The organism is Geodermatophilus sp. SYSU D00815, from assembly GCF_054050035.1.
Genome location: NZ_JBJGYO010000006.1, coordinates 157,069 through 174,926, shown reverse-complemented (window position 1 = coordinate 174,926; position 17,858 = coordinate 157,069). Strand labels below are relative to the sequence as shown.

Genomic DNA, 17,858 nt, shown 5'->3' with positions numbered 1-17,858 from the left:
GTCGATGGGAGGAGTGCCCACCGGGGACGCCGACGAGAGGGGGCGCACGTGATCGCGCTCACGCGCACCACCGGGGAGCGCTGCTGCCTGGACCCCGCCCAGATCGAGCGGGTGGAGCAGCAGCCGGAGACCGTCCTGTTCCTGACCGACGGGACGAGGTACGTCGTGGCCGAGACCCCGGACCAGGTCGTCGGCAAGGTGCGCGCGTACCGGGCGGCGGTCATGGTCAGCGCCTGGCGGCTCATCGACACCCCCACCCACCGGGCGGAGGTCACCGGGGCGGCGGTCGTGCCCTTCCCCGCGCGCTCCGACCGCTGAGCGCCGGCCGGGCCGGGCGCGTGCTTTGCGATCCCGTGACGGCGCCCATCGCCACGGGAGCGCACGGGTAGGCATCGGAGGGAACCCGACCCCTCCGAGAGGAGCGACGATGAGCGCCCGGCGAGCAGTGCGCGGGCAGCACCTCCGGGGCCGCGCCGGCGCGGTGGCCGGCCTGGCGGCCGTGACCGTCCTGGCCGGCTGCGGCGCGGCCGACCCGAAGCCCGGCCCCGAGGTGGCCGGCGGCAACGCCGGGGTGGACGAGCGCGTGGACGACGCGGTGAAGGTGCTCGACGTGGAGCTGGAGTTCCCGCTCGACGGCAGCTACCGCCCCGGTGACGACGCCCGGCTCCACCTCGCGATCAGCAACACCGGTGAGGACGCCGACGAGCTCGTCGAGGTCACCGGGCCGGACTTCGCCGACGTGGTCGACGGGACCCCCGCGGACGGGCTGGGGATCGACGTGCCGGCGAACGACACCGTCCACGTCGGCGCCGAGGACGAGCCGTCGCTGGTCCTCGTCGACCTCGACCGGGAGCTGCACTCGTCGGAGTCGGTCGAGGTCACGTTCCTGTTCGCCGACGCCGGCAGCGTGACGGTGGCCGCCGTCGTCGCCGCCCGCGGGCAGACGCCCGCGCCGACCTACGACTTCCCCGACCCCGACGAGGACCCGTCCGACGCCGGCTGAGCCGCGGCTGCGGTGAGCAGCGGCATCACCACCTGGTCCACGACGGCGGTGACGGCGTCCGCGTCGGGCGTGCGCCCGGCGACCAGCCACCGCTGGACGACGATGGCCGGCCCCGCCTCCGCCGCGAGCGAGGCGCCGGCACCCGGCGCCACCTCACCGCGGGCGACGGCCCGCTCGAACGCCTCCGCGAACGCGCGCTCCCAGCGGGCCAGGGGGCCGCGCCGGTACGCCTCCGCCAGCAGCGGCTCGTCGTCCAGGGCGCCGAGCAGCGCCCGGCTGGCGCCCCCGCCGGGGCCCGCGAGGATGTCGGCCAGCGCGCCGAGCAGGGCGACGAGGTCACCGCGCAGCGAGCCGGTGTCGGCGCGCACGAGCGTGTCGTCGCTCGCGGCGTCGATGACGTCGACGAGCAGGTCGATCTTGCCCGGCCAGCGGCGGTAGATCGTGGCCTTGCTGACCCCGGCCGCGAGGGCCACCTCGTCCATGGTGAGCCCGCGGTAGCCGCTCTCGGCGAGCACCTTGAGGACCGCGGTGCGGATCGACTCGTCGAGCGCCCGGTCGAGCGGGCGCCCGCGTCGGCGCGCGGCGCCGGGCGGGTCGGCGGTCATCCACCGACGGTACCGGCGTCCCCGCGACGACGTCCTGGCCGAGCAGCGGCCCTATCGGGCCGCGCGGGCTCCTGGCATCGTGTACGGCGCAGATGATCTCGTGAGCCCCCACGGGTGGCGTCGACGGGCGGAGAGCTGATGGCGAGCCCGCACCCGCGCACGGCTCGGCTCCGGGTGCCGTGGCGGCTGGTCCTCCTCGTGGCCGCGGGCTACGCGGTCGGGGCGATGACCTCGTTCCTGCTGTTCGAGTCCTCCCCCACCGGCGCCGTCCTGTTCCTGCCCGCCGGCGTCACCCTGGCCGCGCTCGTGCTCAGCGAGCCGGGCCGGTGGCCGTGGGTGCTCGGCACGGCGGCGCTGGTCGAGGTGGGCGTCGACCTCAGCCAGGGTCTCGAGTTCCCGTGGGTCCTCGGCTTCGCCCTGGCGAACACCGCCGAGCCGCTGGTGGGCGCGACGCTGCTGCGCCGCTTCGTGCGCGGTCTCGACCTGAGCCGGCGCCGCGACCTGGGGTACTTCCTCCTCTGCGGCGGGGTGGCCGGCCCCTTCGTCGGCGGGCTGATCGGCTCGACGACCATCCACCTGTCGCAGGGGCCCGCGGTGCTCGACGGGCTGCTCCCGTTCTGGACGGGCGACGGCCTCGGCGCGATCACCGCCGGCGGGGCGGTGCTCTCCTGGCACCTGGAGCGGGGGCGGCCGACCGCGCCGAGCGTCGTGCACCGCCTCGGCCTGGTCGCCGTCACCGTCGCGGTCACCATCGCCACGTTCTGGCCGACGTCGGCGCCGGTGGCCTACCTGCCCCTGCCGCTGCTGCTCTGGTTCGCCGTCCGCCACGGCGTCCCGGTGGTCACCGAGGCCGGCCTGGCGCTCGCCGTGACCGCCAACGTCATGACCGTGACCGGCCACGGCCCGTGGGCCACGTTCGAGCAGTCCCCGCGCGTCGAGGCGGCCGCCCTGCAGCTGTTCGTCGCCGTCGCGGTGCTGACCGCCTGGCTGCTGGCGGTCGAGATCGCCGAGCGGGAGCGGGCGCGCTCCGTCTCGCGCCGGGAGAGCGACGCCCGGCGCCGCATGGAGGCGCTGCAGGAGGTGACGGCCGGCCTGGCGACGGCGGCCACGACCGACGCCGTCGCCGAGGTCCTGGTGCGGTCCGGCACCGGCCTGGTCGCCGACTCCGGGGCGGTCGGCGTGCGCACCGCGGACGGCGCGCGGCTGCGGGTCTGGACCACAGGACGCCCGTCCGCCCCGGTCGAGGTGCCGCTGGACGACTCCTCGACCGTGGCGACGGCGGCGCTGACCGGCGCGGAGGTGCGCAGCGGCCGCGAGCTCGCCGTCCCGGCGCGGGCCGGCGGCGCCACCGTCGGCGCGCTGGCCTTCGCCTGCGACACCGACGACGCCGTCGAGGACGTGGCCGCGGTGGCGCGCACGCTGGCCGAGCTGATGGCCCAGGCGCTGCACCGCGCCCGGCTGTACGAGTCCGAGCGCGAGGCCGCCCACCAGCTGCAGCAGGCCTTCCTGCCCTCGGTGCCCGACGAGCTGCCCGGCGCGCTGGTCGCCGGCTGCTACCGGCCGGCCGACCAGCAGCACGACATCGGCGGTGACTGGTACGACGCCTTCCCGCTGGCCGACGGCCGGATCGGGTTCGTCGTCGGCGACGTCGTGGGGCACGACCTGCGGGCCGCCGCGGCGATGGGCCGGCTGCACTCGGCGCTGCGGGTCGTGGCCGCCGCGCCGCACGACGGGCCGGCCGCGGTGCTCGAGGCGCTGGACCGGGCCTCCGCGGCGATCCCCGGCGCGCGGTTCGCCACGATCGGCTACGGCGAGTACGACCCCGCGACCGGGCGGCTGCGCTACGCCTGCGCCGGGCACCCGCCGCCGCTGCTGGTGGCCGACCACCGGGCGGAGTTCCTGCCCGGCGGCCGCTCGCGCCCGCTGGCGGTGGTGCCCGAGGCGCGCACGGAGGCGCAGGTCGACGTCCCGCCCGGGGCGGTGCTCATCTGGTACTCCGACGGCCTGGTGGAGCGCCGCGGCGCCGACCTCGACGCCGGGCTGGCGCGGCTCGCCGCGGTCGCCGAGCGGCTCGACGGGCCGCGGCCGGCCGACTGGTGCGGCGGGGTGATGCGCGAGCTGACCGGCGGCCGGCGGCTCCACGACGACGTCGTCCTCATCTGCCTGCGGCTGGAGGGCGTGCCGGTCGCCGCCGAGGAGGCCGCCGCGCCGGGCGAGGGCCGCCGGCCCTAGTGCGCGAACTCGTGCCGGCGCCGCAGCAGCGGCACCGCCATCGCCGGCAGCATCAGCACGTGCCCGGCGGTGAACACGAACCCGGCGCCGACCACGCCCGCCCAGTACGGCACCAGCAGCACCAGGAACGGCACGTACATCGCGGCGGACATCTCCGCGATCGAGCCCCAGGAGTGCCGGCGGAAGGCCATCCACGCGGCCATGCCGATCGCCATGTTCGTGGCCATGAGCAGCACGTGGACCTCGGTCGTCGCCGTCCAGCCGGGCCAGACCAGGCTCCAGACCGGGCCGAGGGCGACCATGCCGACCAGCATCGCCACGACCATCTCCAAGTAGTGGCGGGTCAGGTGCCAGGCCGTGCGGCGGCGGGACGGGGTGTGCAGGGTCTCGGTCGTCATGCGGGAGAGGGTCGCGGCGGCGCGCTCCGACGGGATGTGCCGGAGGTCATGGCCGCGGGTCACGTCGCGGCGTGACCCCCGTCAGAGCAGGTCGAGGGCCCGGGCGCGCAGCGCCGCCTGGGTGCGGTCGCGGGCGCCGAGCTTGGCCAGCACGTTGGTCACGTGGTTCTTGACCGTGCCCTCGGCGAGGAACAGCTCCCGCGCGATCTCGCGGTTGCTCCGCCCGCCGGCGAGCAGCCGGAGCACCTCGAGCTCGCGGTCGGAGAGCGGGACGACCAGGGGCTGCGGCCGCGGCCCCGGCTCGGCGGAGAGCCGCGCGAACTGCGCCACGACCTTGGCGGCGACCGACGGCTGCAGCGCCGACTCCCCGCGGCGAGCGGCGAGCAGCGCCTCGACCAGCCGGTCGGCGGAGACGTCCTTGAGCAGGTAGCCGAGGGCACCGGCCCGCAGCGCCGCGAAGACGTCCTCGTCGTCGTCGAAGGTGGTCAGCGCGAGCACCCGGACGCCGGGCTGCTCGGCCCGCAGCCGCCGGGTGGCCGCCACGCCGTCGAGCACCGGCATGTGCAGGTCCATGAGGACGACGTCGGGGGACAGCGCGGCCGCCCGCTCGACCGCCTCGGCGCCGTTGCCCGCCTCCCCGACCACCTCGACCTCGGGCCGTGCCGCGAGCAGCGTGCCGAGGGCCTCGCGGAACAGAGCCTGGTCGTCGGCGAGCAGCACCCTGACCGGGCCGGTGGTCATCCCGGCACCTCGACGAGCAGCGTCGTCCCGCCGCCGGGTGGGGAGCTGACGTCGAGCCGGCCGCCGACCCGGACCGCCCGCTCGCGGATGCCCAGCAGACCGAAGCCGGTCCCCTCGGCGGCCGGCAGCCCGCGGCCGTCGTCGCAGACCTCCAGCCGCACGGTGGCCGGGCCGCGGAAGTCCAGCACCACCCGGGCGGCGGAGGCGCCGGCGTGCTTGCGCACGTTCGTGAGCGCCTCCTGCGCGGCGCGGAACAGCGACTCCTCGGCCTCGACCGGCAGCGGCCGCACCTCGCCCTCGACGTCGAGCCGGGTGGGCACCCCGGCGGCCGAGGCCTCGGCGGCCAGCGCCTCCAGCGCGGTGCGCAGCGGCGGCCGCACCCGCTGCTCGCGCAGGGCGGCCACCGAGCGGCGCACCTCGGCGAGCGCCTCCCGCGCCTGCTCCTGGGCCTTGGCCAGGACGGCGTCGGCCCGGGCGGGGTCGGTGGCCAGCACGGCCCGGGCGGCCTGCACCTGCATCTGGACGACGGTGAGGTGGTGGCCCAGGCCGTCGTGGATGTCGCGGGCGAGCCGGTTGCGCTCCTGCGTGGTGGCCAGCTCCTCGGCCTGGGCGGCGTACCCGCGCAGCCGCTCGTGGGCGGCGGCCAGCTCGGCCCGCGACCGCTGCTCCCGCCGCAGCAGCTCGGTGACGACCGCGGTGAAGACCGCCGCGCCGAGCATGCCCAGGGCGTTGCGCACGAAGTCGGCCCACCCCATGGGCAGGTGCACCAGCGGCACGACCGCGGTGACCAGCACGGCCGCGGGCAGCGGCAGCAGCAGGTAGGCCTGGCTGACCAGGACGAGCAGGAGGAGCGTGCCGCCCACGCCGGCGGCGCCGAGCCCGAAGACCAGGAAGCCCAGCGGCAGCGCGAGCAGCACGTAGGCGACCGCGAGCCACCGCCGCCGCGCCGCGGGCTGCCGGTCGACCCACGCGAAACCGGCCGTGGCCAGCAGCGCGTAGCCGGCGCCCACCGCCACCGCGGGCACCGCGTGCGCCTCGCCCACGGCCTCCGCCACCAGGGTCAGCAGCGCGAGGCCGGTCAGCACCGCCAGCGCACGCCTCACCGGGCCACTGTGCGATCAGGGCCCGCACGGGTCAACACCCCGCCCCCGACCGTTCCCCGTCGCCCGCCGCTCGGCGGCTCCCGATGACGACGACACGGTGGAGTGCCGGATCGGTTGCCCGCTACGGTCGGCGGCGTGTCCGACGACACCGACCGACCGGACCGGGCGCCCGCCCTCCGCGCCTCCGACGCCGACCGCCAGGCCGCGGTCGACCGGCTGCAGGCGGCGCTCGGCGAGGGCCGCCTCGACGTGGACGAGTTCGGCGAGCGCGCCGCGGCCGCCTACGCCGCGGTCACCGTCGCCGACCTGGCGCCGCTGGTGGCCGACCTGCCGGCGCCCGGCACGCCCGCGGTCCCCGGTGGCGACGTCGTGGGCACGCGGCTGCCCGAGGACACCCGCTCCTTCTTCGGCGACCTCCGGCTCACGGGCCCCGTGCCCAGGGCGCGGACGGTCTTCGGCGACGTGCGCGTCGACCTGCGCGGGCTGCGCACCGGCGAGCCCCGGGTGGAGCTGGAGCTGCACACCGTGTTCGGCGACGTCGAGGTGATCGTCCCCGAGGGGGTCGAGGCCGAGCTGCACGGCTGGACCGTGTTCGGCGACCGCCGCACCGAGCTGGCGCCGGTGCCCCGGCTCGCCGGGACGCCGGTGGTCGTCGTCCGCGCGTCGGCGGTCTTCGGCGACCTCCGGCTGCGCAGCCTCGCCCCGGGTGAGTCGCCCAGCCGCTGGCGGGCCCTGCTGGACCGGCTCGGCGAGGGGCGGCGGGAGCCGTAGTCCCCTGGAACTAAGGGAAGGCTAACCTGGGTGGCCGGAGATCCTCGAGGAAGGCGGTCGCATGACCCAGGCCCGACGCCCCCGTACCCCGCGCGTCGCCGAGGTGCTGCGCACCTCCCGGGTGACGCCGCACATGATCCGCGTGGTGCTCGGCGGCGAGGGGCTGGCCGGGTTCCCGGCCGGCGCCTTCACCGACCACTACGTGAAGCTGCTCTTCCCGCCGGCCGGCGCGCCCTACGGCGTGCCGTACGACGTCGAGCAGGTGCGCGAGCAGTTCCCGCGCGAGCAGTGGCCGGTCACCCGGACCTACACCGTGCGGAGCTGGGACCCCGGCGCCGGCGAGCTGACCATCGACTTCGTGCACCACGGCGACCAGGGGCTGGCCGGCCCCTGGGCCGCGGCCGCGCAGCCCGGTGACCTGATCCAGCTGCTCGGCCCGGGCGGGGCTTACGCCCCGTCCCCGGACGCCGACTGGCACCTGCTGGCCGGCGACGAGAGCGCGCTGCCGGCCATCGGCGCCACGCTCGAGCGGCTGCCGGCCGGCGCCCGCGCCCTCGTCTTCGTCGAGGTGGCCGACGGCACCGAGGAGCAGGCCGACCTGGTCGTCGGCGACGGCGTCGAGCTCGTCTGGGTCCACCGCGGCGGCCGGGCCCCCGGCGTGGCGCTGGTGGCCGCCGTGCTCGCCGCGTCGCTGCCGGAGGGCACCGCCCACCTCTTCGTCCACGGCGAGGCCGGCGCGGTCCGGGAGCTGCGCCGGTACCTGCGCGCGCAGCGGGGGCTGCAGCCGGAGTTCACCTCGATCTCCGGGTACTGGCGGGTCGGCGACACCGAGGACCGCTGGCAGGCCGGCAAGCGGGAGTGGAACGCCGCCATCGAGGCGGAGGAGGCTCCCGTCGCCGTCTGACGTGCGAGGAATCACACCGCTGTCTTCCCGCAGGTCAGGGGCGTGCTGAGCGGGGGGAGCGACGCGACGCCGGGCCGCCGGGTCTCGTAGCCTCGAACCGGTGGCCCGGCCTCGCCGGGCCCTCTTCCCCCGCACGTGCACGTCCACCCCGGAGCTCATGACTTCCCCGCGTCCCACGTCCGCAGCCGAGACCGACGACCCGAAGGCCGAGGAGGCCGACCAGCCGAAGGGCACAGGCATCAACGTCGTCCAGGTGGCGGCGGGCGCGCTCGCCGCGGTGTCGTCGGCGGTGCTGCTGTCGTTCTTCGGCGTCGCCGGGACCCTCATCGGCGCCGCGCTGGCCAGCGTGGTGAGCAGCGTCGGCGCCGCGCTTTACAGCAGCTCGCTGGCCAAGACCAACGAGCGGCTGCGCAAGGCGCTGGCCGGCGGCCGGACGCACCGGCCGGCCGCCGTCGCCGCCGACCCCGACGCCACCGCCGTCCTGCCGGCGCGGCTCGACCCGCGCCGGGCGCCGGCCCGGCGGTTCCAGCCGCGCTGGGGCCGGGTGGCCGCCTACGCCGTCGGCGTCTTCGCCGTGGCGATGGGGATCATCACCGGCATCGAGCTGATCGGTCAGAAGCCGGTCTCGGCGATGGTCACCAGCTCCTCCAGCGCGGGGACGACGACCCTCGGCGAGCTGGGCGACGACCAGGCGGACGCCGGGACCACGACCCCGTCGACGCCGACCTCGCCGGGCACGAGCACGCCGGCGACGCCCACCGCGGAGGAGTCCCCGTCCCGGCCCACCGGGTCGGTGGAGGACGACTCGGAGCCCACCGGCCCGACCGGGTCCGCCTCGTCGTCGGCGCCGACGGGGACCGGCGCGCCGAGCTCCGCGGCCGGACCCACCGGGTCGGCCTCCGGCGCGCCGCAGACCACGCAGCCCGCGCCGCTGGGGGGCGCCACCCCGCCGGCCGGCGCCGCGTCGCCGGACGACACGGAGCCGCTGGACGGTGCCGCGCCGCTGGACGGTGCCGAGCCGGCCCCCTGACGCCCTGCGGGCATGGCCGAGCCGGGGAGCTGGAGCTCTGAACCCGACCCGGTGCCCCGCCAGGGAGTCCCCCTCCACCCGGCGCGGCGTGGCCTGCTGACAGGCTGCCACGACGCGCGCGGTCCGGCATCCCGAACCGGCTGCCCCGGCGCTGACCTGGGTATGCGGCGGTCCTCGCGTACCGACCGAGGAGAGCCGATGTCCGAGCAGCCCCCCGTCGCCCAGGTCACGCAGCCGCTCACCGACGACAGCATCCGCGTCCGGCAGCTGAGCCACTACCAGTTCTCCTGGGTGGCCCAGGAGCCCGGGAGCGCCGGCGTCTTCACGCTCCAACTCGTCCTCGACCAGGGCGCGTGGGAAGAGGTGCTGACCCTCTCGGCGGACGACGCCGACGCGCTGCAGGACCTCCTGCGGGACAGCGACGACGTCCACTACGACGTCGGCCGGCGGGTGCTGATGTTCGGGACCACGCCCGTCAGCTGACCCGCGCGACCGCCGGAGGACGCCGTCCGAGCGGTCGGCCGGCTCAGTCGTCCCGGTCGCGGCCCCGGTCGCGGTCGCGGCCCCGGTCGTCCCCGTCGCCGTTCCCCCCGTCGGAGTTGCCGTTGCCCCGACCCTCGTCCGTCGCGCCCGTCGCCGCGGGGGCCGGGGCCTCGGCGGTCGGCGCGGTCGTGGACGGCGCGGCGGTCCTGGGTGGGGCCGGTGGCGGCGGAGTCGCGTAGGTCACGGTCACGAGCTGGCCGGGGGCGAGCTGCCCGACCGGGTCGAGCTCGAGCACCTGCCCCGCCGGGACACCAGCGCGCTCGACCGCCTGCAGCCGCACCGCGAGCCCGAGCGCGACCAGCTGGCTGCGCACCTCGGTGACGTTGCTGCCGACCAGCCCGTCCGCCGCGAGGGCGACGGTCGTCGCGACGGCCGGTTCGGCGCCGGCGGTCGTGGCCCGGGGCGTCGCCCCGGCCGGCTCGGCGCTGCCCGGGGCGTCCGGGGAGAGCAGCACCGCGACGCCGACGACGACGGCGAGCACGGCCGCGAGGGCCAGCGCCACGAGGGCGACCACGGCCCCGCGCCGCCGCCCGCCGCCGAGCGCGAGGACGTCGGTGGCGGTGGCGCTGTGGGGGTCCGGGTCGACGTCGGTCGTCAGGAGCGTCGTCGGGCTGCGGTCGGGATCGGCGGCCGGCAGCAGCGCGTCGACGGCGTCGCGCAGGGCGGCGCCGTCGGGGAACCGGTCGGCCGGCTGCCGGGCCATGGCCCGCGCGACGAGGGCCTGCACGTCGGCCGGCACGTCGGCGGGCAGGGGCGCCGGCGTCTCGCGGGCGTGCTTGAAGGCGGTGGCGACGGAGTTGTCGCCCTCGACCGCGCGGTGCCCGGCCAGGCACTCGTAGGCGATGGCGCCGAGGGAGTAGACGTCGCTGGCGGGTGTGGCCCGGGAGCCGTCCAGGCGCTCGGGGGCGAGGTAGTGCACCGACCCCATCACCTGGCCGGCCCGGGTCAGCGGCACGTTCGCCGCCGACCAGGCGATGCCGAAGTCGGTGAGCTTGGCGACGCCGTCCGGCCGCACCAGCACGTTGGCCGGCTTGACGTCGCGGTGCACGACGCCGGCGGCGTGGGCCGCGGCGAGCGCCGACGCCGTCTGCCGCACGACCTCCAGCGCCGTCGTCGGGTCCAGGCGGGGCGTGCGGCGGAGCCGGGCCGCCAGGGTCTCCCCCTCGACCAGCTCCATCACCAGGTACGCGATCTCCTCGCCGTCGCCGTCGACCCCCTCGCCGTAGTCGTGGATCGCGGCGATGTGCGGGTCGCCGAGCTGCGCGGCGTGCCGCGCCTCGTAGCGGAAGCGGGTGAGGAACGTCGGGTCGGCGGTCTGCGCGCCGCCGAGCACCTTCACCGCGACCGGCCGGCCGAGCACCGTGTCGCGGGCCCGCCACACCCGGCCCATGCCGCCGGCGGCGATCACCGACTCCAGCTCGTAGCGATCGCCGAGCAGGTCGCCGGGGCGGGATCCGGTCCTGCGGATGTCGTTCACCGCGGCTCGCACGTCCAGCCGTCGTCCTTCCGGGGTCACGTGGGGTCGGGCAGCCGGACCCCCGTCCCGGCGTGACCTCACCGTAACCACGCGGTCTCGCTGAGTCGTGAACCGACGCGCGGGAGGACCACCACGGCGGAACCTCCTTCGGGGGAGGCGCTCCCGCCTGCGACGGCCACCGCCCCGGGCGGCCGGATAGCGTCCCTGCCCCGTCCCCTGACCCCACCGGAGGCACGTCCATGCGCACCCGCGCCCTTCCCGCCGCGGCCGCGCTCGCGGTCCCCCTCCTGCTCAGCGGGTGCGGGGGTGGCTCGGTCGAGGAGTTCTGCGCGGTCCACCAGCAGGTGGACGAGGCGGAGAGCGCCGAGGAGGGACTCCCGCTGCTGGAGGACCTCCAGGACGTCGCGCCGTCCGACCGGCTCGAGGACTCGGTGGAGGCGGTGCGCGTCGCCCTGGCGCGGGTGGAGGAGCTCGAGGAGCTGCCCCGGGACGAGCAGGCGGAGGTGGAGGGCGCCGTCGAGTTCCTGGACGCGTACGTCGACCAGAACTGCGCCGGCTGACCGGAGCCGACCCCTCCGGGGACGGCGCTGCGCGCGGCGGCGGCGGCCCGGCACCGTGGCCGGCGCCGCCGCCGCGGCGTGGTCAGCCGGCGCGCCGCCGCGCGGCCAGCCCGATCCCGAGACCGGCGACGCCGGCGACCAGGCCCAGCGCGCCGACGACGAGCGCCGTCACGGCCAGCCCGGAACCACCCGAGTCGTCGGAGGCAGCCGCGTCGGACCCGGCCGAGGCCTCGGCCACCGTGCCGCCCTCGGCCTCGCCGCCCGCGCTCTCGCCGGCCAGCGCGAGCACCGGCGCCGGGCGCTCCGGCTCGGGCTGCCCGTCGACGGTCGGCTCGATCCACGCCGCCTCGGTGCCGTCGTCGTAGGTCTGGATGGCGGGCAGGGTGAGCGACTCGGCGTCCGGGAGCGGCCCGGCGCTGATCGAGAAGGTCTGGTACTCCCCCGGCCGGATGCCGACCCCGGGGTCGGCGGTCCAGGTGATCTCGCTGACCGCCTCGGTGATCGTGGTGCCGTGCGACTCGATCGCCGGGTCCAGCGTGGTCGTCGTGGTCACGGCGGTCCAGCCGGGCACCGGCTTGACGCTGACGAACGCCAGCGGCGTGTCGGTGGGCAGCTGCACGCGCAGCCCCGTCGTCGACGCCGTGTCGCTCTCGTTCGGGACGCTGAAGGTGAGCTCGGCGAAGCCGCCGGCGGCGGCGTTCGGCGAGCCCACGCTGACGTGGGCGGACGCCGTCCCGACGCCCAGCGCGAGGACGGCGGCGACCGCGGCGAGGATCGCCAGGGCGGCGCGGCGCAGTCGGATGGTCACGAAGGTCTCCTGGTGGTCTCGGTCGGTCCGGCCGGCGCCGTCCCGGTCGAGTTCTTAGTCGCCGCGGGGGCTCGTCCGGTTCCCCGAGCTCCGCCCCCAGACCTGGGGAGTCCCGTCAGGGCGGCCCCGGCGGCCGATGAGTTCCGGCCGGGCCGCGGGTCCGCCATGGTGACCCCCCGGTCGAGACACCACGGAGGACGCGATGACGACCACGCCGGACCACCCCACCGCGCTGCCCGGCCGCCCGCCCGTCGTCGACCTGGCCACCTGGCAGACCGCCCGCGACGAACTCCTGGTCCGCGAGAAGGCCCACACCCGCGAGGGCGACGCCCTCGCCGCGGCCCGCCGCCGGCTGCCGATGGTGGAGTTCGACGGCACGGTCGAGGTCGTCGGACCCGACGGCGCGGTCCCGTTCCTGGACCTGTTCCAGGGCCGCGACGAGCTCCTGGTCTACAAGCACATGTGGTACGACGGCGCGCCGCACCAGGGGCAGTGCGAGGGCTGCACCATGACGACGTGGCAGCTCCGGGACACCGTGTACCTCGACGCGAGGGGTGTCTCGTTCGCCGTCCTGACCACGGGCCGCTGGGACGAGGTGGCCGCCTACGTCGAGTTCATGGGCTACACCCAGCCCTGGTACTCGGTGCGCGGCGTCGACGAGCCCGTCGGCGGGGAGATGGGGTACCTCACCTGCTACCTGCGCGACGGCGACCGCACCTTCCTGACCTACTCCACGACCGGCCGCGGCAACGAGCCGGTCGTCGGCTCCTTCGGCCTGCTCGACAGGACGCCCTACGGCCGCGGCGAGGTGTGGGAGGACAAGCCCGAGGGCTGGCCCGAGGGGCGCCACGCGTGCTGGTACTGGCGCTCCGACGCGGACGGGAACCCCACCTGGGGGCCCACCAGCCGCCCCGTGCCGCAGTGGACCCGCCCCGGCGCCACCCCCGTGGAGACCCTCGGCCGGCGCGGCCCGCACCACTGACGCGCTCCTAGCCCTCCCCGGGGCCGTCGAGGCGGACCTCGGACCAGTCGAGGGCGTCGAGGTTGACGACGACCGCCTCCTGGGTGGTGCGCGCGATGACCACGACCGCCTCGGTGTCGGGATCGGGGTTCTCCTCCCGGTGCGGCACGTACGGCGGGACGAAGACGTAGTCCCCCGGCCCGGTCTCGATGCGGGTCTCGACCGGCTCGTCGCCCTCGAGGTCGACGAACACGAACACCGGTGTCCCGGAGACGACGTAGATCGCCGTCTCCGAGGCCCCGTGGTGGTGGTTGCCCGAGGCCGTCGCGCCCGGCACGTGGGTCTGGCCCATCCAGAGGTGCCGCGCGCCGACGGTCTTGCCGCTGACCGCCTCGAGCCGCCGCATGCCCGAGGTCTGCGTGGTGTCACCGACCAGCCCGGACGGCGCGATGCGGTGCAGCCGCCGGTGGAACGGGTCGATGTCCGCGGGTAGCAGCACACCGCTGGGGGTGCGGACGAACTCCCCGCCGGCGCTGCCGGCGGGGACGTGGAGTGCGGGCATCAGGCTCCCTTGACGAGTGCGAGGTTCGGGACGGCGACCGGCGCCGCGAGCAGCCGCCGCAGCGCGTCGGCGACACGGCGGGCGATCTCGGGCGGGAGCCCCTGGCGGGTCCACGCCGCCAGCGGGAGGGGGTCGGGCCGGGGCAGGTCGTCGCGCGCGACCAGGCCCTCCGGGGTCTGGCCGAGCGTGGCCAGCAGCGCCACGCCGAGCCCGGCGCCCACCGCGGCCTGCACGCCGGCCAGCTGCATCGCCTCGGCGCCGACGACCGCGGGGATGCCGTGCCGCGCCAGCGTGTCCAGGGCGCGGGTGCGCAGCGCGCAGGGGTCGTCGAACGCGACGACCGGCACGGGCCGCGGCGCCGGCGGCAGCCGCCACGACGGCGCCGAGCACCAGGTGAGCTCCAGCTGCCCCACCGGCGTCGCCCGCGGGCCGTCGGCGGGGCCGAGCAGCAGCGCGACGTCGACCCGGCCCGAGGCCAGCGCCTCGCGCAGGCCGGTCCCCCGGTCCAGCCGGAACCGCACGCGGTGGTCGGGCAGCACGGCCTCGAGCGCGGCGGAGAGACGGGGCAGCAGCTGCGCCGCGGCGTGCTCGGTGGAGCCGATGACGACCGTCTCCTCCGTCTCGACGCCCAGGCTGAGCAGCGCCTCGTCGTGCGCGGCGAGGATCCGCCGGGCGTGGCCTAGCAGCTGCTCGCCCTCGGCCGTGAACCGGGAGCCGCGGCCGTCGCGCTCCACCAGCCGCCGGCCGGTCGCCGTCTCCAGCCGGCGGACGTGCTGGCTCACCGCCGCCTGGCTCAGGTGCAGCGCGGTGGCGGCCCGCTGGAAACCGCCGCAGTCCGCGACGGCCACGAGGCTGCGCAGCGGAGCGATCGCCAGTATCCGGTTCATGTCGATCAGATTAGTAGAGAAAGGATCGCGGCTCGTGATGGGTCCCCATCACGAACAGTCGTTGGACACCCGCGGCGCCGTCCCCGCATGATCGTCGGCATGACCCCGCCGGCCGCCGTGATGCTCACGTGTCGTCGCTGGCTGGACCTCGCTCGCAGCGAGGCGAGCCTCTGTCGCTGACCTGATCGGCTGATCGGTCCGCCGCGCCGCCGCGCGGCAGCGACACCCCCTCCGGCACCGCGCCGTCCCCTCCCCGCCCCCTGCCGCCCCGCGGCCGGGGGTGGCTCGGCGCTGCCTCCCCACGCCCACGTCAGGAAGGTCCCCCATGTCCCGTCGCACGCTGAAGCTCGGCGCCGTCCTCCTCGGGGTCGGCGGTCCGGGCCAGCACAGCACCTGGCTCGACCCGGAGATCCCCGGCGACGCCAGCGTCGACGTCCGCTGGTACATCGCCCGCGCCCAGGAGGCCGAGGCGGCGAAGTTCGACCACGTCTTCATCGTCGACAGCCAGTTCATCACCCCCGACTCGCCGCACCACTACCTCAGCCGCCTCGAGCCGCTGACCCTGCTGTCGGCGATCGCGGTGCACACCCGGCACATCGGCCTGGTCGGCACGCTGACGACCTCGTACAACGAGCCGTTCGACGTGGCCCGGCGGCTGGCCTCGCTCGACCACATCAGCGGCGGGCGGGCCGGCTGGAACGTCGTCACCAGCGGCGACGCCGGGACGGCGGGCAACTACGGCCGCGACGAGCACTACGATTACGCGACCCGCTACGGGCGCGCGCTCGAGCACGTCCGGGTGGCGCAGGGGCTGTGGGACTCCTACGAGGCCGACGCCTTCCCGCGGGACAAGGAGCGCGGCGTCTTCTTCGACCGCACCAGGCTGCACGCCCTCGAGCACCAGGGCGAGTTCTTCTCCGTCGTCGGCCCGCTGAACATCGAGCGCTCGCCGCAGGGCCAGCCGGTGATCTTCCAGGCCGGCGACTCCGAGGAGGGCCGCGACCTCGGCGCGGGCATCGCCGACGCGATCTTCACCCACGCCCAGACATTGGAGCAGGCGCGGGCCTTCCGCACCGAGCTGCGCGAGCGGGCCGCCGCCAAGGGCCGCGACCCCGAGCAGCTGCTGATCGTGCCGGGGATCTCGGTGATCGTGGCCGACACCGACGAGGAGGCCCGGGAGAAGGAGGCCGCCGTCCTCGGCGGCAGGACCTTCGACAAGGCGCTCGCCGAGCTCGGCCGCCCGTTCGGCTGGCACGACTTCTCGCAGTACGACCTCGACGCCCCGTTCCCCGAGGTGGGCGACGCCGGCGAGCGCAGCTTCCGCACCCAGGCCGAGGCGATCAAGAAGCTGGCGCGGGAGAAGGGCCTCACCCTGCGCCAGGTGGTCCAGCACCAGCTGGACGCCCGGCGCTCCCCCTTCGTCGGCTCGCCGCGGACGGTCGCCGACGAGATCCAGCGCTGGTTCGAGGCCGGCGGCCTCGACGGGGTGAACGTCACCGTCAACGCGCCCCGGGAGTTCGCCCGCTTCACCGACCAGGTGCTGCCGATCCTGCGCGAGCGCGGCGTCGTCCGCAGCGAGTACGAGTCGACCACCCTGCGCGGCAACCTCGGCCTGCCGGTGCCCGAGAACCGCCACACCGCCGCGCGCCGCGCCGCGACCACCCCCGACGAGCCGGCCGTCCCGGCGCTCGTCCCGTGAGCCCCGTGCCCGAGAGAAGGACGACGATGACCCCCGCCCGCCCCACGCCCCTCCGCCGCCGGTCCGGCACCGGCCTGTGGGCCGCCCTGCTGCTCGCCGCCGCGCTGGTCCTCGGCGCCTGCGCGGGGGGCGGCGCGGCCGGCTCCGGAGGCGGCGGCCCCGCCGAGCTGAAGTGGGCCACCTCGTACTTCCCGACCCACTGGGACCCGGTGGTCGCCGGCAGCGGCGCCCAGTTCCGCATCCTGGCCCTGGCCTACGCGTCCCTGACCAACATCGACGAGAACGGCGACCCCGTGCCCGGCCTCGCCGAGAGCTGGGACTACAACGACACCGGGGACGAGGTGACCTTCCACCTCCGCCCGGGCCTGACCTTCAGCGACGGCGCGCCGGTGGACGCCGAGGCCGTCACGACCTACATCGAGCGGGCCAAGACGCAGGAGAACTCCGCGCTGTTCGGTGACCTCACCACGATCGAGTCGGTCACCGCCGACGGGGACCTCGACGTGGTCGTCCACCTGACCCAGGTCGACTACCAGATCCCGCTCCTGCTCGGCCAGCGCGTGGCGATGATCCCCAGCCCGCAGGCGTCCGAGGACGTCGCCGCGCTCGACCAGAAGCCGGTCGGAGCCGGGCCGTTCGTGGTCACCGAGCTGATCCCCGGCACGAAGGTGGTCCTGGAGAAGAACCCGGACTACTGGGACGCCGACAACATCCACGTCGACCGCGTCGAGGTGGTCTCCGCCCCGGACGCCGCGACCGTCGTCTCCGGCCTGCAGACCGGCGTCTACAACTTCGCCGACATCGACGCCAGCCAGGCCGAGGCGGCCGAGACCGCGGGCCTCGACGTCTTCGTGCAGCCGGGCTTCAACGCCGCGAACATCAGCCTGAACATCAACAAGGCACCGTTCGACGACCCGCGGGTGGTCGACGCCGTCCGGTACGCCACCGACCGCCAGGAGTACGTGGACAAGCTGACCTTCGGCTACGGCCAGGCGACCAACCAGCCGTTCCCGCCGGGCTACGCGGCCTACGACCCCGAGTCGGCCGACCTCTACCCGTACGACCCCGACAAGGCCGAGCAGCTGCTGGCCGAGGCCGGCTACGAGCCGGGCGAGATCGAGCTGGACCTCGTCATCCCGTCGGAGAACCCCATGGCGGAGATCGTGCAGTCGCAGCTGGCCGCCGTCGGCATCACGGTGGACATCACGATCGACAAGAACTGGTCCACGCCCTTCTTCGCCAAGGACCTGACCTTCTCGCTCTACGGCACCACCGGCCGCGACTCCGCCGTGCAGACCCTCACGGCCCACTTCGGCCCGAACGGCCCGCTGAACCTCAGCACGCCGTACGAGCCCGAGGGCTTCGAGGAGGCCGTCGCGACGGTCCGGCAGACGCCCATCGGGTCGGCCGAGTACGAGGCGAACCTCCAGGCCGCCACCCGGGTCGGGCTGCAGAGCCAGGCGCTGGTGTTCGTCTACGAGGACCCGAACCTCTTCGCCAAGAGCCCGGACATCTCCGACCTGCCCGGCAACCCCGGCCACGTCGAGTGGACCGGCGTGACGATCGGCGGCTGA

The 17,858-nt window shown here is 76.1% G+C and carries 19 protein-coding genes; 11 read left to right on the top strand and 8 right to left on the bottom strand.

Translation table 11 applies throughout. The annotated features are described in order from the left end of the window. Positions 1 to 48: 48 nt before the first annotated feature. Together ACI78S_RS09620 and ACI78S_RS09615 are read left to right on the top strand one after the other, a co-directional pair. A complete protein-coding gene (locus tag ACI78S_RS09620; RefSeq protein ID WP_456972580.1) occupies positions 49 to 318 on the top strand; it encodes a flagellar FlbD family protein in 270 nt (89 codons plus the stop codon). A 109-nt stretch (positions 319 to 427) separates the two neighbouring features. Then, the gene (locus tag ACI78S_RS09615) at positions 428 to 1,003 is read left to right on the top strand and encodes a hypothetical protein (RefSeq protein WP_456972578.1); all 576 of its coding nucleotides are present in this window, start codon (positions 428 to 430) and stop codon (positions 1,001 to 1,003) included. Here the strand turns inward: ACI78S_RS09615 and ACI78S_RS09610 are convergent. Next, positions 958 to 1,608 carry a TetR/AcrR family transcriptional regulator gene (locus ACI78S_RS09610; protein WP_456972577.1) on the bottom strand — a complete coding sequence of 217 codons (651 nt, stop codon included), beginning with the start codon at positions 1,606 to 1,608 and terminating at the stop codon, positions 958 to 960. The genes ACI78S_RS09615 and ACI78S_RS09610 overlap by 46 nt on opposite strands. Positions 1,609 to 1,746: 138 nt before the next feature. Between ACI78S_RS09610 and ACI78S_RS09605 the strand changes: the two genes are divergently transcribed. Further along, a complete protein-coding gene (locus tag ACI78S_RS09605) occupies positions 1,747 to 3,840 on the top strand; it encodes a SpoIIE family protein phosphatase (RefSeq protein ID WP_456972575.1) in 2,094 nt (697 codons plus the stop codon). Here ACI78S_RS09605 and ACI78S_RS09600 read toward each other — a convergent pair. The 3 genes from ACI78S_RS09600 to ACI78S_RS09590 form a co-directional block, all read right to left on the bottom strand. Beyond that, positions 3,837 to 4,238, bottom strand: a complete 402-nt coding sequence (locus ACI78S_RS09600; RefSeq protein WP_456972573.1) for a hypothetical protein — start codon at positions 4,236 to 4,238, stop codon at positions 3,837 to 3,839. The two genes, ACI78S_RS09605 and ACI78S_RS09600, sit on opposite strands and share 4 nt — an antisense overlap. Before the next feature lie 81 nt (positions 4,239 to 4,319). Further along, positions 4,320 to 4,979, bottom strand: a complete 660-nt coding sequence (locus ACI78S_RS09595) for a response regulator (protein ID WP_456972571.1) — start codon at positions 4,977 to 4,979, stop codon at positions 4,320 to 4,322. Next, positions 4,976 to 6,082: a sensor histidine kinase gene (locus tag ACI78S_RS09590; protein ID WP_456972569.1), complete on the bottom strand. Its 1,107-nt coding sequence runs from the start codon at positions 6,080 to 6,082 to the stop codon at positions 4,976 to 4,978. Before ACI78S_RS09590 ends, ACI78S_RS09595 begins: the two co-directional genes overlap by 4 nt. A 135-nt stretch (positions 6,083 to 6,217) precedes the next feature. Between ACI78S_RS09590 and ACI78S_RS09585 the strand changes: the two genes are divergently transcribed. The 4 genes from ACI78S_RS09585 to ACI78S_RS09570 all read left to right on the top strand — a co-directional run bounded on the left by ACI78S_RS09585 (position 6,218) and on the right by ACI78S_RS09570 (position 9,270). Next, positions 6,218 to 6,853, top strand: a complete 636-nt coding sequence (locus tag ACI78S_RS09585; RefSeq protein WP_456972567.1) for a DUF1707 domain-containing protein — start codon at positions 6,218 to 6,220, stop codon at positions 6,851 to 6,853. Positions 6,854 to 6,914: 61 nt separating this feature from the next. Next, positions 6,915 to 7,757 (top strand): siderophore-interacting protein, encoded by an 843-nt coding sequence (locus ACI78S_RS09580; RefSeq protein ID WP_456972565.1) that lies wholly within the window; start codon positions 6,915 to 6,917, stop codon positions 7,755 to 7,757. Positions 7,758 to 7,914: 157 nt separating this feature from the next. Further along, complete coding sequence (locus ACI78S_RS09575; RefSeq protein ID WP_456972563.1) at positions 7,915 to 8,787, top strand: hypothetical protein; 873 nt, start codon at positions 7,915 to 7,917, stop codon at positions 8,785 to 8,787. A 198-nt stretch (positions 8,788 to 8,985) separates the two neighbouring features. Beyond that, complete coding sequence (locus ACI78S_RS09570) at positions 8,986 to 9,270, top strand: hypothetical protein (RefSeq protein ID WP_456972561.1); 285 nt, start codon at positions 8,986 to 8,988, stop codon at positions 9,268 to 9,270. A 43-nt stretch (positions 9,271 to 9,313) separates the two neighbouring features. Here the strand turns inward: ACI78S_RS09570 and ACI78S_RS09565 are convergent, their stop codons facing one another. Continuing rightward, on the bottom strand, positions 9,314 to 10,819 hold the full coding sequence (locus tag ACI78S_RS09565; RefSeq protein ID WP_456972559.1) for a serine/threonine protein kinase: 1,506 nt from the start codon (positions 10,817 to 10,819) through the stop codon (positions 9,314 to 9,316). A gap of 227 nt (positions 10,820 to 11,046) precedes the next feature. Here ACI78S_RS09565 and ACI78S_RS09560 point away from each other — a divergent pair, with 227 nt between their 5' ends. Further along, positions 11,047 to 11,367, top strand: a complete 321-nt coding sequence (locus ACI78S_RS09560) for a hypothetical protein (protein ID WP_456972557.1) — start codon at positions 11,047 to 11,049, stop codon at positions 11,365 to 11,367. A gap of 82 nt (positions 11,368 to 11,449) precedes the next feature. Here the strand turns inward: ACI78S_RS09560 and ACI78S_RS09555 are convergent, their stop codons facing one another. Beyond that, positions 11,450 to 12,175 (bottom strand): YcnI family protein, encoded by a 726-nt coding sequence (locus ACI78S_RS09555; RefSeq protein ID WP_456972555.1) that lies wholly within the window; start codon positions 12,173 to 12,175, stop codon positions 11,450 to 11,452. A gap of 202 nt (positions 12,176 to 12,377) precedes the next feature. On the opposite strand from ACI78S_RS09555, the gene ACI78S_RS09550 reads away from it, so the two are divergent. Continuing rightward, positions 12,378 to 13,157 carry a DUF899 family protein gene (locus tag ACI78S_RS09550; protein WP_456972553.1) on the top strand — a complete coding sequence of 260 codons (780 nt, stop codon included), beginning with the start codon at positions 12,378 to 12,380 and terminating at the stop codon, positions 13,155 to 13,157. A 7-nt stretch (positions 13,158 to 13,164) separates the two neighbouring features. On the opposite strand, the gene ACI78S_RS09545 is transcribed toward ACI78S_RS09550, so the two are convergent. Next, on the bottom strand, positions 13,165 to 13,698 hold the full coding sequence (locus tag ACI78S_RS09545) for a cupin domain-containing protein (RefSeq protein WP_456972551.1): 534 nt from the start codon (positions 13,696 to 13,698) through the stop codon (positions 13,165 to 13,167). Beyond that, complete coding sequence (locus tag ACI78S_RS09540) at positions 13,698 to 14,585, bottom strand: LysR substrate-binding domain-containing protein (protein WP_456972549.1); 888 nt, start codon at positions 14,583 to 14,585, stop codon at positions 13,698 to 13,700. The genes ACI78S_RS09545 and ACI78S_RS09540 overlap by 1 nt, the downstream gene beginning before the upstream one ends. 325 nt (positions 14,586 to 14,910) lie before the next feature. Here ACI78S_RS09540 and ACI78S_RS09535 point away from each other — a divergent pair, with 325 nt between their 5' ends. Beyond that, positions 14,911 to 16,284 (top strand): LLM class flavin-dependent oxidoreductase, encoded by a 1,374-nt coding sequence (locus ACI78S_RS09535; RefSeq protein WP_456972547.1) that lies wholly within the window; start codon positions 14,911 to 14,913, stop codon positions 16,282 to 16,284. 26 nt (positions 16,285 to 16,310) lie between these two features. Next, the gene (locus ACI78S_RS09530) at positions 16,311 to 17,858 is read left to right on the top strand and encodes an ABC transporter substrate-binding protein (RefSeq protein ID WP_456972545.1); all 1,548 of its coding nucleotides are present in this window, start codon (positions 16,311 to 16,313) and stop codon (positions 17,856 to 17,858) included.

What these genes read in the sequence shown, in the direction of transcription:
- ACI78S_RS09535 (WP_456972547.1), top strand. Translation starts at nt 14,911, where the DNA reads ATGTCCCGTCGCACGCTGAAGCTCGGCGCCGTCCTCCTCGGGGTCGGC.
- ACI78S_RS09610 (WP_456972577.1), bottom strand. Translation starts at nt 1,608, where the DNA reads ATGACCGCCGACCCGCCCGGCGCCGCGCGCCGACGCGGGCGCCCGCTC.
- ACI78S_RS09605 (WP_456972575.1), top strand. Translation starts at nt 1,747, where the DNA reads ATGGCGAGCCCGCACCCGCGCACGGCTCGGCTCCGGGTGCCGTGGCGG.
- ACI78S_RS09530 (WP_456972545.1), top strand. Translation starts at nt 16,311, where the DNA reads ATGACCCCCGCCCGCCCCACGCCCCTCCGCCGCCGGTCCGGCACCGGC.
- ACI78S_RS09550 (WP_456972553.1), top strand. Translation starts at nt 12,378, where the DNA reads ATGACGACCACGCCGGACCACCCCACCGCGCTGCCCGGCCGCCCGCCC.
- ACI78S_RS09570 (WP_456972561.1), top strand. Translation starts at nt 8,986, where the DNA reads ATGTCCGAGCAGCCCCCCGTCGCCCAGGTCACGCAGCCGCTCACCGAC.
- ACI78S_RS09600 (WP_456972573.1), bottom strand. Translation starts at nt 4,238, where the DNA reads ATGACGACCGAGACCCTGCACACCCCGTCCCGCCGCCGCACGGCCTGG.
- ACI78S_RS09595 (WP_456972571.1), bottom strand. Translation starts at nt 4,979, where the DNA reads ATGACCACCGGCCCGGTCAGGGTGCTGCTCGCCGACGACCAGGCTCTG.
- ACI78S_RS09540 (WP_456972549.1), bottom strand. Translation starts at nt 14,585, where the DNA reads ATGAACCGGATACTGGCGATCGCTCCGCTGCGCAGCCTCGTGGCCGTC.
- ACI78S_RS09560 (WP_456972557.1), top strand. Translation starts at nt 11,047, where the DNA reads ATGCGCACCCGCGCCCTTCCCGCCGCGGCCGCGCTCGCGGTCCCCCTC.
- ACI78S_RS09545 (WP_456972551.1), bottom strand. Translation starts at nt 13,698, where the DNA reads ATGCCCGCACTCCACGTCCCCGCCGGCAGCGCCGGCGGGGAGTTCGTC.
- ACI78S_RS09580 (WP_456972565.1), top strand. Translation starts at nt 6,915, where the DNA reads ATGACCCAGGCCCGACGCCCCCGTACCCCGCGCGTCGCCGAGGTGCTG.
- ACI78S_RS09575 (WP_456972563.1), top strand. Translation starts at nt 7,915, where the DNA reads ATGACTTCCCCGCGTCCCACGTCCGCAGCCGAGACCGACGACCCGAAG.
- ACI78S_RS09615 (WP_456972578.1), top strand. Translation starts at nt 428, where the DNA reads ATGAGCGCCCGGCGAGCAGTGCGCGGGCAGCACCTCCGGGGCCGCGCC.